The organism is Peribacillus frigoritolerans, from assembly GCF_040250305.1.
Taxonomy (GTDB): domain Bacteria; phylum Bacillota; class Bacilli; order Bacillales; family DSM-1321; genus Peribacillus.
This window is the reverse complement of the sequence record NZ_CP158190.1, coordinates 5127014-5139840: the sequence shown is the minus strand read 5'-3', so window position 1 is coordinate 5139840 and position 12827 is coordinate 5127014. Positions and strand designations below refer to the sequence as shown.

Here is a 12827-nt window from a genome sequence, read left to right as displayed (position 1 = left end):
AGCGGTGAGAAGGTATGGAAGTCAAACCAAATGAAACTAAACTAATATCTCCATTTTTTGTTTTTTTCCTCATGCCCGGCATGCAGATTGGAGTAGGGATATTGGGGTTTGAACGGATCATAGCGAAAGAGGCAGGTCAAGACGCATGGATATCGGTCCTCCTATCAGGGTTGATCATAAATGTTCTGCTTTGGATGTGTTTCAAGCTTTTGGGCAGGGGCCCCCAAACACTTGATTTGGTTGCCATCCATAAGGATTTGTTTGGTAAATGGGTCGGAAATGTTTTCAATATGTTATTCATCCTCTACTTTATAATGATTTCCATCATTCTTATAAGGACTTATTTAGAAGTCATACAGGTTTGGATGTTCCCTGGTGTCAATGTCCTGATGCTGATAACCATCATTCTTATTCTCGTGTATAGTTTTGTGGAAGGAGGTTTCAGGGTCATTACCGGTTTTTGCATAATCGGGCTTATTATCGGATCGCCATTATTCCTTTTGAATTATTTTCCATTGCAGTACGCCCACTTTGAAAATTTGGGTCCTTTTCTTGATCATTCTCTTTTGGAAATCATGAAGGCCTGTAAGAAAATGACCCTGAATTACCTTGGTTTTGAATTAGTCCTCATTTATTATCCTTTCATTAAAAATCGTGAAAAATCTCAAAAGTGGGCCCACTTAGGGGCGTTGTTTACTATGGTGATTTATTTAGTATCCATACTTGTTTCATTAGCCTACTATCATCAAGATCAGCTGAAAGATGTAATTTGGGCAACTTTGACGTTATGGAAAATTGTAGACCTTCCATTCATTGAAAGGTTCGAATACATAGGGATTTCCGTTTGGCTGTTCATGGTGCTGCCGAATGTTTGCATAGGGGTTTGGGCAGCAAGCAGGACAGCGAAAAGAGTATTCGGATTTAGACAGAAAAAGATGTTGGTTCTCATTCTGATCATCATCTTAGTTTCCTGCATTTTTTTGGATAACCGCTATAGAATCGATAAGTTTAACACAATCAGTTCGCAAATCGGTTTTTTTATCGTTTATTTGTATCTTCCTCTCCTATTTATATGGCAGTCGATCGTCTATAAAGTTAGGGGTCATAAATCATGAAAATCAAACTTCTATTGATAACATTAGCAGGCTTTTTGATGGCGGCGTGCGGCGTGGAAAAGCAAATATTAGAAGATATATTAATTGCTGAAGTCGTAGGTTATGATGTTGCCGAAGACAAAAAAATCAAAGGTACGGTCGTGGTCAGTGTTCCTCAGCCTGGGGAGGAAGCAGATCTGGGTAAAGAAGTATATGAAGCGAACTCCCATGATATAAAGGCGGCCCGCCAGCAAGAAAATGCAAAAACACCATACCCGATTGTCGGCGGGAGACTGACAGTCATTCTATATGGTGAAGAATTGGCAAGTAAGGGGTTGAATGATTATGTCGATACATATAGGCGTGACCCAATGGTGGGAAGGGATTTGTATTTAGCGGTCGTTCATGGCAAAGCGGAGGATGTAGTTAAAATGGAGCCGAAGTTGATTAAAACTCCAGGGGTTCAAGTGAAAGAGCTGATCGAACAGAATATAAGGACTAATTTGCCTGATGTAGATCTTCACACGTATTTATATGCGTGTCATGGTAAAGGAATCGATCCGGTCTTGCCCTTATTGGAAACAGCAGGAGACCAAATACGGGTAAGAGGGATCGCCTTGTTTAAAAAGGATCGTTATATTGGTAAATATATCCCTTATGAAGACGGCTTTTTATATAAAGTCCTTAGTGAAAACTTTAAGCTGGGGAGTTATGAAATTAAATGGAAGGAAAATGACTTTACCGATATCAATAACGTGGAGTCACGTGTCCATTATCATATTTCGAATGCCAATCAAGACCCCAAGGTCAGGATTGAAGTGAAAATGAAAGCGAGTCTGCTAGAGGTCCAAGGCTATGACTTGGGCAAAGCGGTCGACCTGAATAAAATAGAGTCCATGGCCGAGCATGTCATTGGTAAAAAATTAAATGAGATGGTAACCATGTTTCAGGTGAACCATGTAGATCCGATTGCACTCGGTGATCACGCTAAAAGTAAAACAAGAAATTTCGATCAAAAACATTGGGAGAAGGCATATCCCGATATTCCAATCGAGGTCGATCTGGATATTGAAATGATTCAAACGGGAATTGCTGAATAAAAGTAGAATATTCTGGAGTTTCCCCCTTTATAATAGGGTATTGGTGTAATGATTGTGTCAATGCGGCTAAAAAGGGGGAAAAGCATGGACAAAGCATGGTGGAAAGAGGCAGTTGTGTATCAAGTGTATCCAAGGAGTTTTATGGATAGTGATGGCGATGGGATAGGGGATATAAACGGGATCTTGATGAAGCTCGATTATTTACAAGAGCTGGGTGTGAACGTGATATGGCTATCCCCCGTTTATCAATCTCCCAATGATGACAATGGATACGATATCAGTGATTATAAAACAATCATGACTGAATTCGGAACCATGGCTGATTTCGATAGGTTATTGAAGGCAGTTCATGAACGTGGAATGAAGATCATGATGGACCTGGTGGTCAACCATTCTTCAGATGAACATCCGTGGTTCAAGGAATCCCGATCCTCAAAAGATAATCCGAAACGTGATTATTATATTTGGAAACCAGGCAGGAATGGGAAAGAGCCAAATAATTGGGAGTCGATCTTTAAAGGTTCAGCGTGGGAATATGATGAAGGAACCGATGAATATTATTTACATTTATTCAGCAGGAAACAACCGGATTTAAACTGGGAGAACCCTAAGCTCCGTGAAGAAATCTACAGCATCATGACATGGTGGCTGGATAAGGGTGTCGATGGCTTCCGGATGGATGTCATCAATTTCCTTTCAAAAGATCAAAGCTATACAGATGGAGCCGTTCATCATGAGAAGCAGTTTGGTGACGGAAGCCCGTTTTTCCTGAATGGCCCGCGCATACATGAGTTTTTACAGGAAATCAATCAAAGGGCACTTTCTGGATATGACGTGATTACGGTTGGGGAGATGCCAGGCATCACACCGGAGGACGCGCAATTATTCACAGGTAAAGATCGTGGTGAGCTACATATGGTCTTTCAATTCGAACATATGGATTTGGGGAGCGGACCAGAAGGGAAATGGAGTAACGATAAATGGAAGCTTACCGATTTAAAGCGAATTCTTTCCAAGTGGCAGACTGGTTTGGAGGGGGATGGCTGGAACAGTTTATACTGGAACAACCATGATCAGCCCCGGGTTGTCTCAAGGTTTGGTCATGATGGGAAGTATCGTATTGAAAGCGCTAAGATGCTTGCCGCTTGTCTTCAGATGCTTCAAGGTACACCTTATATATATCAAGGGGAAGAACTGGGCATGACCAATGTTGCATTTGAAAGCATCGATGAATACCGGGATATCGAAACATTGAATTCATATGACGAACTCGTCAATTCTCATGGCTGGTCGAAAGAGCGGATGATGTCAGCCGTCCATGCCCGCAGCCGGGATAATGCGAGAACACCGATTCAGTGGAATGACTCCCGTAACGCAGGGTTCACGCAAGGGACTCCTTGGATTAAGGTTAATCCCAATTTTCCCGAGATTAATGCAGAAAAGGCCTACAATGATCACAATTCCATTTTTCATTTTTATAAAAAGCTTATCCAAATACGCAAGGAACAAGATATCGTCGTTTATGGCCGTTTTGAACTGCTGTTGCCGGATGATGAACGAATATTTGCCTACACGAGATCGTTGGAAGAAGAAAAGCTGTTGGTACTATGCAACTTTAAAGAAGAGCAGGCTCCCTATACTTTGCCTGAAGAGCTGCAAGCATATTCTGCCACAAAGCTGATCGGCAATTATGATCAGGAGGAAGAAGGGATCTCGAGCAAACCCCTGCAACCATATGAATGCCGTGTTTATCATTTGAAATGAAAAAAGGACCTGTTCTTCTCCGATTAGGAAGAACAGGTCCTTTGCGTATTATTTTGATTTAAGGTCACATTCCTCTAGGGGAATGATTTTCGTTTTATGCTTAATTTTATAGCCGAACCATAGGACGAAAAATAGAATCAAGCCAATGTAGGAAACAAACATTGAATTCCAGTCAATCCCATCGCTGCTGAAAGCTTGATAGCCTTGTCCGATGATAATAATAATACAAAGGACAAGTGCGAATATAGGTCCGAATGGGAAGCCTTTTGCCCGGAATGGTAAAGCATTCATATCAAGGCCTTGAGCTGCGTAGGCTTTGCGGAACCGATAATGGGCAATCGCAATCCCTACCCAGGTGACGAATCCCGCCATTCCTGAAGCATTCAATAACCAGATATAAACGACGCCATCACCGAAAAACGAAGCTAGGAATGCAACGCAGCCAACTAAAGAAGTCAGGATAAGTGCATTCACGGGTACTCCTCTTTTATCTAACTTGCCTAGGAATTTCGGTGCTTTCCCATCACGTGCCAAGTCCCATAGCATACGGGTTGAAGCGTACATGCCAGAGTTACCTGCAGAGAGTACGGATGATAAAATGATCGCGTTCATGATGGATGCAGCAAATGCAAGGCCGGCACGTTCAAATACAAGCGTGAATGGACTTACGGCAACATCTTGACTCAATAAACGTGAATCCGTAAACGGAATGATCATTCCAATAACGAAAATTGCAAGGATATAGAACAAGAGGATGCGCCAGAAAACGGATCTGATCGCTTTAGGGATATTTTTTTCTGGATCCTCACTTTCACCAGCAGTCACTCCAAGCAATTCCGTTCCTTGGAATGAAAAGCCGGCAGCCATGAATACGCCTAGAATCGTGAAGAACCCTCCGTTAAAGGGACCTTCGCCCATTGTGAAATTGGAAAAACCAATTGGGTCATTCCCACCCATGATTCCGAGAATGATCAGAACACCCGTAATCAAGAAAATGACGACTGTCACGACTTTGATCATGGCGAACCAGAATTCTGTTTCCCCGAAACCTTTAACTGACATGTAATTGATAAGAAACATAGTGATTAACGCAATGGCACTCCAGATAAATGAAGGGCTATCCGGGAACCAGAACTTCATAATTAAGACAACGGCTGCCAATTCGGCGGCAATGGTGATTGCCCAGTTATACCAGTAGTTCCAACCAATCGCAAAACCGAAAGACGGATCGACGAATTTGGATGCATAGACACGGAACGAACCGGCCACTGGCATGAACGCTGCCATTTCTGCAAGACTTGTCATTAAGTAATAAACCATGATGCCGATGACCGCGTATGCCACCAAGGCACCGCCGGGTCCGGCTGAATGAATGGCCCCGCCACTAGCTAAAAATAAACCTGTTCCAATCGTTCCACCTAATGAAATCATCATTAAATGACGCGCTTTCAGGCTCCTTTTCAGTTCAGTAGGGCTTGATGGTGATTGTGAATTTGACAATTGATGTTACACTCCTTTTTATTGGAAGGGAACGAAAAATAAAAAAACAGCAGTCGAAAAAGATCGACGGCTGTTTATAATAAACCCGTTTATCCTTCCGAAGATAGCTCCCCACGCTTTTTGAAAAAACGTGACAGTGGTGTTCCTGTTCGGTAACACCGCCAGCAAGAATATACATGGAATATACCCTAACTTCGGCAACTTATCCTTTCAAACGGAGTCTTTAATCTTCCAGAATCTCGTCCGCTTTACTTTTATAAGCTGCAGCCTCTAACTCATCGGTAAATGAGGAAGTATTCAATTTTCTAATATCGTTGAGCCAGCTTGTAAGTGACGTCGGACGATTGTACTCATGAAATTCATGCAATCGTTAATAGATTGCTAGTAATTGAGTAAACTTTACTATATCAAAATTATAAAATAACTTTTGGGATATCGCAATGATTATTTTATGTGGTTATTTTTTCCTAGTAAATGAAAGATGGCAGTAAGGAAGAATTCAAATATAAAACATCCTGATAACTAAACGGTACTCCTTTTTATAAGGGCGTAGTCCAGTTTTACATGTTTGACCACTTCAGGATTCTCAAATAGATCCACTGCCATTTTACCAATCCATTCCAGCGGTAAGGAAATGGTCGTGATGTCGAGCATTTCACTCAGGCTATCATTATTGAAGCCGAGAATGGCCACATCTTCCGGTACCCTTATACCCGATTTCTTAGCGGTAAGAATGAAGCCTGCCGCCGTGTCATCATTCGTGATGATGAGAGCTTCAGGTTTGTCCATCATTGAATTCCAATCCTTAAACAATTGTTCACCGTCTTTGATGTGATAACTGCCTTCAAACAGCCATTCTTTATTGTTTATCAGTTTATGTTTTCTCATGATATCGTTAAAGGCCTTTGTACGATGGGAACTATTTCTGCTCTTTTTACGGCCGAGGCTGTATCCGATTTTCTTATATCCTTTAGCAATCACGTACTCAAGGGCACAGGAGAAAGCTGCATAATGATCAATGCTGATGGATGAGAATTCAGCCTGGGCTGTATCTTCACATAAAATAATCGGTCCGTATTTTTGATAATCCAAGAGGATTTTCATTTCCGAAATCCTTGAACAAACGATAATGCCATCGAGCTGCTTCATTTGCAGCATATTAAAAGCCTGGATCTCTTTCTCCCTGTCATAATTTGTTTGAAAGATGACGATATGACAGCCAATTGCATTTGCCTGTTTAGTAATTCCGTTAACGATTGCCCCGTAATATGGGTGATTGTTGAAGGGAATGATGACGCCGATAAGATTGGTTTTGCCTTTTGAAAGATGAATGGCGTTGATGTTTCTCGTATAATTCAAACGATCGATCGCTTCTAAGACGCTCTTTCTTTTATCGGGGCTTACATATGGATGATCATTCAATACACGAGACACTGTTGAGACAGATACACCAGCACATTGAGCTATTTCTTTAATATTTGTCATGGTATCACCGTTTTTTCTTTTTTTATATTGTACAGTATGAAACCCATTTCAGGGCAAGGGAACAGTGTGGGACTGCTGAAGATTTATTCTAATAAGGTCTTGTTATGGTATTGGTTTCATCCTTTAAGATTGGTTTAAGTCTTAGAGGAGGAGGAAATCATGATGTTCCAAACTTTAATCACCCTGTTTGTGCTTTGCGGAATTGAATTGGGATTTGCGTACTTGGCAATTTCCTTGAAACAGGAAAAATGAGTGGAAATGCCCGTCAATAATTCCGCGGCATTACGCGTGGAAACCGCGTTTACTCATGAATTTCACGTCGTCCAGAAATAGCTCCCTTAGTTTATGTTCACCATTAAAACTCCACAATATAAATATAACTTCATCGTACGGAATGACTGACTGTCAGGAAGCTGCCTAGTAGCTTCCTGACAGTTTTTGCTGTGTGTAAAAGTCATTCACCTTTTTGAATTGTTTAAAAATAGTTGCACTTTTTTTGTATATTTGTGTATAGTATAAAATAAGTTGTGTAGAGGAAACTTTTTAGCATTTGCGACAATGTAAAAAAATTTACACTTAGTTTTGCGCATGGCAAACTATTTTAGAAAGATGAAAAAGGGAGGGAATATGGATGGGTTTTCTAAAATCTATTGGGGGCGTGCTTGCTGCATTGCTGATTTTAACGGGGTGCGGCAATGATACGGCCGATAGGGATAAAGGCAATGGCAAGCTGAATGTCGTTACAACAACGGGAATGATTGGGGATTTGGTTGAGAATATCGGCGGTAAACATGTCGAGGTCACCAGTTTAATGGGACCGGGAGTCGACCCCCATCTATATAAAGCGACACAGGGTGATGTTAAGACACTGGATTCGGCTGATATGATTTTTTATAATGGATTGCATCTTGAAGGGAAAATGACGGATATATTTGAAATGATGAGCAAGGATAAACCGACGATTGCGGTAACGGAGGACTTCAAGGAGAACCAGCTACGGAAAGTGAGTGCAACGGAACATGATCCCCACGTATGGTTTGATGTAAAGCTTTGGATCGTTGCGGCGGAGGCAGTGAAGAAAGAATTGATTGCCAATGATCAGGAGCATGAAGCAGAGTATCGTGAAAATTATGAGGAGTACATTCTGCAATTGGAGGAACTTGATAAATATGTTCAAGAGGAAATTAATAAAGTACCGGAAGATCAACGGGTACTCGTTACAGCACATGATGCTTTTGGATACTACGGGCAGTCATATGGCCTGGACGTAAGAGGGCTCCAAGGAATCAATACATTATCGGAATATGGATCAAAAGATGTGACGGATATGCGGAATTATCTAGTGGAGAACAAAATAAAAGCGATTTTCATAGAGTCAAGTGTACCAAGGAAGGCTATCGAGGCTGTCATTCAAGGAGCAGGTAAGCAGGGTCACAAGGTGGAAATCGGCGGGGAATTGTTCTCGGATGCAATGGGTGAAAAAGGGACGGAAGAAGGAACGTATATCGGAATGGTCCGTCATAATACCGACACCATCGTCCGTGCTTTGAAATAAGGGGGAGAAACTATGAATCAAGCAGCTTTGAAGGTCGAGAATTTAACGATTGCTTATCATAAGAAGCCGGTTGTCGAAGATGTCTCATTTGAGGTGCCGGAAGGAAATTTAATTGGTATCATTGGCCCCAATGGAGCAGGGAAGTCCACTTTGATAAAGGGAATACTCGAATTGATCCCAAAAATATCAGGACAAATCACAATAAAGGGTTCTAATTATAAATCGATGAGGAAGAGTATCGGGTATGTACCACAGCGGGAGTCAGTGGATTGGGATTTTCCGACCAACGCACTCGATGTCGTGATGATGGGCAGATATGGTCATCTCGGATGGCTGAAGCGGCCAGGTAAGTCCGAAAGACAGAAGGGGATGGAGTGCCTGGAAAAGGTGGGGATGGCTGAATATGCTAACCGCCAGATCAGCCAGCTATCAGGCGGACAGCAGCAACGGATATTCCTGGCCCGTGCATTGGCACAGGAAGCGGATATTTATTTTATGGATGAACCGTTCGTAGGGGTGGATGCCGCAACGGAGAAAGCAATCATACAATTGCTGATGGAATTGAAGGAAAAAGGCAAAACCGTTCTGGTTGTGCACCATGATCTATCCACCGTGAAGGAATATTTCGACTGGACGATGTTATTGAATAAAAAGGTGATGAAAATAGGTCCGACAGAGGAAGTGTTCATTCCCGAATACTTACAGGCAACATATGGAGGCCGCCTAGCGATAATATCAGACACAAAGTCCGGCCTTTTATTAAAATGAGGTGCACACGATGAACATACTGGATATTATTACTGATCCAAATACAAGGTGGATATTGCTTGGCACGATGTTTCTCGGATTAAGCAGCGGGGTCATCGGGAGCTTTGCCTACCTCAGAAAGCAGTCTTTGCTTGGTGACACGCTCGCACATGCAGCATTACCCGGTATCTGTGTGGCCTTTATGTTAACTGGAGTGAAATCCACTTCCTACTTTCTAATAGGTGCTGCACTGGCTGGCTTAGTGGCTGTCTTCTTGATCAGTGTGCTTACGAGATATAGTAAGATCAAGCAGGATGCGGCCTTGGGAATCGTATTATCTTCCTTCTTTGGCTTCGGAATTGTCATGCTTACGCAGATCCAGCAGAGCGAGTATGGAAACCAGAGTGGATTGGATACGTTTTTATTCGGACAGACGGCGTCAATGGTCATGTCCGATGTGTATATGATGATGACGGTTTCCTTTATTCTCATATTCACTTGTACCGTATTTTTTAAAGAATTCAAATTACTTTCCTTTGACCCTGGGTTTGCTAAGGGGATGGGATTGCCGGTTGTTTTTCTGGATTATTTCATCATGATGCTGATCGTGGCAGCTGTAGTGATCGGTATCCAGGCTGTAGGCGTCGTATTGATGGCATCTTTACTGATCACGCCTGCGGTTTCTGCCAGGTATTGGACGGAGCGGCTGCATATCATGGTCATCCTGTCTGGTATATTCGGAATGTTGAGCGGTGTTTCTGGAACGTTGATAAGTACATCTGTCAATGATTTGCCAACAGGACCGTTAATTGTCTTATCCGCGACGGTATGGTTTTTCTTTTCCATGCTTTTTGCACCTAAACGCGGAGTGCTTTCATCTGTATGGAGAAGGGTATCGACGAAAAAGAAATATTCTCTCGAACAGGATAGAAGGAAAGGGAGCCACTCATCATGAATGATTTTTGGATTATCTTAGTCGGAGCATTAGTGGCGGGTTCTTGCAGTGTATTAGGGTGTTTTTTGATAGTCAGGAAAATGACGTTGATTGGGGATGCAATCAGTCATTCCGTTTTGCCGGGAATCGTATTGGCATTTTTAATAACCGGAACCCGTGATTCGGTTCCAATGCTGATCGGGGCTGCTGCGCTCGGCTTGCTTACCGTATTCTTGATCCAGCTTTTCCAATCGTCGGGCGTTCAATCCGACGCGGCGATCGGGATTGTATTCACTTCCCTTTTTGCAACGGGGATCGTACTCGTGAGCCTGTATACGCAACAAATAGATTTTGATCTTGAACATGTCCTTTATGGCGAAATAGCTTATACTCCCTGGAACACGATGACAATCGCGGGAATCGAAGCTGGACCAAAAGCTGTTTGGATAGTCGGCAGTTGTTTTATCCTGAACCTCATACTGATCTTCCTTTTCTTCAAACAGTTTAAACTCGTTTCATTTGATCCATCACTTGCGGCTGCAATGGGGATTCCTGTACTGTTCTTTCATTACTTATTGATGAGCCTCATTTCACTGACAACTGTTGCTTCTTTTGATAGTGTAGGCTCCATTTTAGTAGTTGGAATGCTCATCATACCTGCGGCAACAGCTTATCTGCTTTCAGACCGTTTAAGCAGCATGATATGGGTCAGTATCGGGGTAGGGGTGCTAAGTTCCGTCATCGGCTACTATTCTGCCACCATTTTGGATGCCTCGATATCAGGCTGCATGGTGGGTTCAGCCGCCATATTATTCGGATTGGCCTTTCTCTTCTCCCCAAGCCATGGATTGGTCAGCCTATTGCTGAAACGGAAAAAATCAAAGGAATCACATGCATAGCTCTCCATGCCTACAGGCTTCATGGAAATAACTCCATGAAGCCTGTAAACTATTCTTCTATATAGTTGTGATTTTATTTGTTTAAAGTATAATGAATAAGTGTATTTATAGATATATCGCAGGAGCCTTTTTAAGGGAGAGTTAAGTATGGAAGAACAAAATAAATTTTCATCACGAATAGATTTTTCTTTGGTCACAATATTGCTGTTATTATGCGTTGGAAGCTGCTTAGCAATCTATAGTGCCCAAACGACTGGACAGTACGCTGAAAACTTCTTAATTAAACAAATTTTTTGGTATATAGTTGGAATCGGAATCGTATTAGGTTTCATCACCTTGGATTCTGATCAGTTGAAAAAAATATCTTGGTACGCCTATGGCTTCGGATTATTTTTGCTTTTTTTGCTGATCATTATGCCGGAAAGCATCGTTCCTGTCCGTAATGGTGCGAAAAGTTGGTTCATCATTCCGGGAATCGGTTCGATTCAGCCATCGGAATTCATGAAGGTTTTCCTCATCCTGGCTTTAGCGAATGTTATCTCAAACCATCATCTCAAAAACACGCTGAAAACGATTCAAACGGATATCTGGCTGCTTATTAAAATCGGTCTAGTGACCGGTGCCCCCTTATTGTTAATCATGCAACAGCCGGATTTGGGCACCTCGCTTGTCATCATGTCCATCATGCTCGGAATGATTTTCATCTCAGGGGTAACATGGAAGATCCTGCTGCCAATCGTTTCGGGAGGAATTGTCATCGCTTCAACGGTCCTGTACTTTGTACTTTGGAAGCCGGAAATCCTGGAAAAATACCTAGGGGTAAAATCCTATCAATTCGGCCGTATCTATTCTTGGCTGGACCCATATAATTATGCCAGCTCCGAAGGGTATCACTTAACAAAATCCTTACTGGCCATTGGCTCCGGCCAGACCACAGGCAAGGGAATCGGCTCGAGGGAAGTGTATTTGCCTGAGAGTCATTCGGATTTCATTTTCAGCATCATCGGTGAAGAATTCGGCTTCATCGGATCAAGTATCATTATTTCCTTGTTTTTCCTATTGATTTACCATATAACAAAAACGGGAATGGACACGAAAAATAACTTCTATACATATATCTGTGTTGGCGTTATAAGCATGTTGACGTTTCACGTTTTTCAAAATATCGGCATGACTGTAGGCCTTTTACCGATAACGGGGATTCCGCTTCCATTTATCAGTTATGGAGGAAGCTCGCTGATGGGGAACATGATGGCCATGGGCTTAATATTCAGCATTCGGTATCACTATAAGAAGTATATGTTTTCAACGGATATCTAAATATAAAGCCGGCCCCGATGGGCCGGTTTTTTTTGTAGCAAAAAAACAAAAGGAGCAGAATCCACTCCCCTGAATGTTTGCTTATTGAATGTTCGTTCCAGATGGAAATTGATTTTTATAACCGGAAAATTGTTGATACGATTGGCCTAAGCTGGTAGCTTGCGCCTTTTCTAAACTATACCAGCCTTTTTCGAACATAAGGTTATAGAGTTCACGCTGCATCTCCTGATTTTCTTTGGCAACGGAGAAAATGTCTTGGAATAATGCTTGGTTACTCATTTCATGCAGGGCAACGGAAAGGGAGTTGCAAAAGTACTTTTCAGTTGAAAGCATATCGTTTATAAAATCCCTGTCATTCATTTGCGGTGTCTTTGCCACGGGAGATTCTGGATTTTGGACTTTGTTTTCATTAGGCATCAAGAACCCTCC

The 12827-nt window shown here is 42.1% G+C and carries 11 protein-coding genes and 1 riboswitch; of the genes, 8 read left to right on the top strand and 3 right to left on the bottom strand.

The features are described from left to right. The first annotated feature begins 14 nt into the window (after nucleotides 1-14). From ABOA58_RS25465 to ABOA58_RS25455, 3 genes are all read left to right on the top strand, one after another. On the top strand, nucleotides 15-1115 hold the full coding sequence (locus ABOA58_RS25465) for a GerAB/ArcD/ProY family transporter (RefSeq protein WP_350300499.1): 1101 nt from the start codon (nucleotides 15-17) through the stop codon (nucleotides 1113-1115). Further along, a complete protein-coding gene (locus tag ABOA58_RS25460; RefSeq protein WP_350300498.1) occupies nucleotides 1112-2194 on the top strand; it encodes a Ger(x)C family spore germination protein in 1083 nt (360 codons plus the stop codon). Before ABOA58_RS25465 ends, ABOA58_RS25460 begins: the two co-directional genes overlap by 4 nt. A gap of 84 nt (nucleotides 2195-2278) precedes the next feature. Further along, nucleotides 2279-3958 carry a glycoside hydrolase family 13 protein gene (locus ABOA58_RS25455; RefSeq protein WP_350300497.1) on the top strand — a complete coding sequence of 560 codons (1680 nt, stop codon included), beginning with the start codon at nucleotides 2279-2281 and terminating at the stop codon, nucleotides 3956-3958. 48 nt (nucleotides 3959-4006) lie between these two features. Here ABOA58_RS25455 and ABOA58_RS25450 read toward each other — a convergent pair whose 3' ends face one another. Beyond that, nucleotides 4007-5458 (bottom strand): amino acid permease, encoded by a 1452-nt coding sequence (locus tag ABOA58_RS25450; protein ID WP_258832366.1) that lies wholly within the window; start codon nucleotides 5456-5458, stop codon nucleotides 4007-4009. A gap of 96 nt (nucleotides 5459-5554) precedes the next feature. Next, nucleotides 5555-5739, bottom strand: a riboswitch (Lysine riboswitch). A 241-nt stretch (nucleotides 5740-5980) separates the two neighbouring features. Further along, nucleotides 5981-6943, bottom strand: a complete 963-nt coding sequence (locus tag ABOA58_RS25445) for a LacI family DNA-binding transcriptional regulator (protein WP_350300496.1) — start codon at nucleotides 6941-6943, stop codon at nucleotides 5981-5983. Between the two features lie 631 nt (nucleotides 6944-7574). Between ABOA58_RS25445 and ABOA58_RS25440 the strand changes: the two genes are divergently transcribed. From ABOA58_RS25440 to ABOA58_RS25420, 5 genes are all read left to right on the top strand, one after another. Continuing rightward, nucleotides 7575-8498: a metal ABC transporter solute-binding protein, Zn/Mn family gene (locus ABOA58_RS25440; RefSeq protein WP_350300495.1), complete on the top strand. Its 924-nt coding sequence runs from the start codon at nucleotides 7575-7577 to the stop codon at nucleotides 8496-8498. A gap of 12 nt (nucleotides 8499-8510) precedes the next feature. Then, nucleotides 8511-9266, top strand: coding sequence for a metal ABC transporter ATP-binding protein (locus ABOA58_RS25435; RefSeq protein ID WP_350300494.1), 756 nt, complete (start codon nucleotides 8511-8513; stop codon nucleotides 9264-9266). Nucleotides 9267-9276: 10 nt separating this feature from the next. Further along, nucleotides 9277-10200, top strand: a complete 924-nt coding sequence (locus ABOA58_RS25430) for a metal ABC transporter permease (RefSeq protein ID WP_350300493.1) — start codon at nucleotides 9277-9279, stop codon at nucleotides 10198-10200. Continuing rightward, nucleotides 10197-11078 carry a metal ABC transporter permease gene (locus ABOA58_RS25425; protein WP_350300492.1) on the top strand — a complete coding sequence of 294 codons (882 nt, stop codon included), beginning with the start codon at nucleotides 10197-10199 and terminating at the stop codon, nucleotides 11076-11078. The genes ABOA58_RS25430 and ABOA58_RS25425 overlap by 4 nt, the downstream gene beginning before the upstream one ends. Nucleotides 11079-11225: 147 nt before the next feature. After that, complete coding sequence (locus tag ABOA58_RS25420) at nucleotides 11226-12398, top strand: FtsW/RodA/SpoVE family cell cycle protein (RefSeq protein ID WP_350300491.1); 1173 nt, start codon at nucleotides 11226-11228, stop codon at nucleotides 12396-12398. Between the two features lie 81 nt (nucleotides 12399-12479). On the opposite strand, the gene ABOA58_RS25415 is transcribed toward ABOA58_RS25420, so the two are convergent. After that, nucleotides 12480-12815 carry a spore coat protein gene (locus ABOA58_RS25415; protein ID WP_350300490.1) on the bottom strand — a complete coding sequence of 112 codons (336 nt, stop codon included), beginning with the start codon at nucleotides 12813-12815 and terminating at the stop codon, nucleotides 12480-12482. Nucleotides 12816-12827 lie beyond the last annotated feature (12 nt).

Excerpts from the sequence above, each read along its gene's own strand:
- ABOA58_RS25425 (WP_350300492.1), top strand. The coding sequence starts at position 10,197 with ATGAATGATTTTTGGATTATCTTAGTCGGAGCATTAGTGGCGGGTTCT.
- ABOA58_RS25420 (WP_350300491.1), top strand. The coding sequence starts at position 11,226 with ATGGAAGAACAAAATAAATTTTCATCACGAATAGATTTTTCTTTGGTC.
- ABOA58_RS25460 (WP_350300498.1), top strand. The coding sequence starts at position 1,112 with ATGAAAATCAAACTTCTATTGATAACATTAGCAGGCTTTTTGATGGCG.
- ABOA58_RS25455 (WP_350300497.1), top strand. The coding sequence starts at position 2,279 with ATGGACAAAGCATGGTGGAAAGAGGCAGTTGTGTATCAAGTGTATCCA.
- ABOA58_RS25430 (WP_350300493.1), top strand. The coding sequence starts at position 9,277 with ATGAACATACTGGATATTATTACTGATCCAAATACAAGGTGGATATTG.
- ABOA58_RS25435 (WP_350300494.1), top strand. The coding sequence starts at position 8,511 with ATGAATCAAGCAGCTTTGAAGGTCGAGAATTTAACGATTGCTTATCAT.
- ABOA58_RS25415 (WP_350300490.1), bottom strand. The coding sequence starts at position 12,815 with ATGCCTAATGAAAACAAAGTCCAAAATCCAGAATCTCCCGTGGCAAAG.
- ABOA58_RS25465 (WP_350300499.1), top strand. The coding sequence starts at position 15 with ATGGAAGTCAAACCAAATGAAACTAAACTAATATCTCCATTTTTTGTT.
- ABOA58_RS25445 (WP_350300496.1), bottom strand. The coding sequence starts at position 6,943 with ATGACAAATATTAAAGAAATAGCTCAATGTGCTGGTGTATCTGTCTCA.
- ABOA58_RS25440 (WP_350300495.1), top strand. The coding sequence starts at position 7,575 with ATGGGTTTTCTAAAATCTATTGGGGGCGTGCTTGCTGCATTGCTGATT.